Source organism: Oleiphilus sp. HI0066, from assembly GCF_001635725.1.
Genome location: NZ_LWFH01001067.1, coordinates 1 through 599, shown reverse-complemented (window position 1 = coordinate 599; position 599 = coordinate 1). Strand labels below are relative to the sequence as shown.

Annotated in this window: 1 pseudogene; it reads right to left on the bottom strand. The window is 43.4% G+C overall.

Annotated features, from left to right (window positions below):
* Window positions 1–599: pseudogene (locus A3738_RS13340) on the bottom strand (peptidase M16); the annotation flags it as partial.

The following is a 599-nucleotide window of genomic DNA, read 5'->3' as shown; positions in this document are numbered from 1 at the left end:
GTTTGATTTTCTTCAAGATCGTTTCAAGAAGTACATCTTGCTTATCGTTGTATCCCGCTATTTTGAGCGTAACACCTCTAAGGTGCTTGTATAGGTCGTAGCTCAAACCAGCAAGATAAGCGGGATAAGAAAATTCCACGAGTTTATCTGTTAGCATCGAAACGAGTAACTGCGTCATAACCAAGTGTTCGACAGTATCGACCGCATGAGGAGAGCGAATGCTGACAAAGAATGTTGATTTTGGTGTTCCGAATTCTGTGTCAGTCGCGTGCCATAATTCCATTCCTTTAGGTGCCGAGAGCAGCACTGGAATCGGGTTGTTTTCTGCTTTGCTGAGCTCGGTGTTGCTCGGGATGAAGTTGTTTGGCTCAGGCAAGGCTAAGTCTTTGCTAGCTTCCGCCTTTTTAAGTTGATTTACCAAGCTCACAGATAGGCTTTTAACCGAGTAGGGCGCCTTAAACCATTGTGTTTCTTGATCGGTTTCTAGATCTTTTGCTTTTACGCTAACTAAAAGATTGTCGGATGTAAGCAGGTGTAGGTAATCGCTAATTAATTCCTTATCAAACTTGTTTAGCTTGTAGGGCGCGCTGAGAATATCC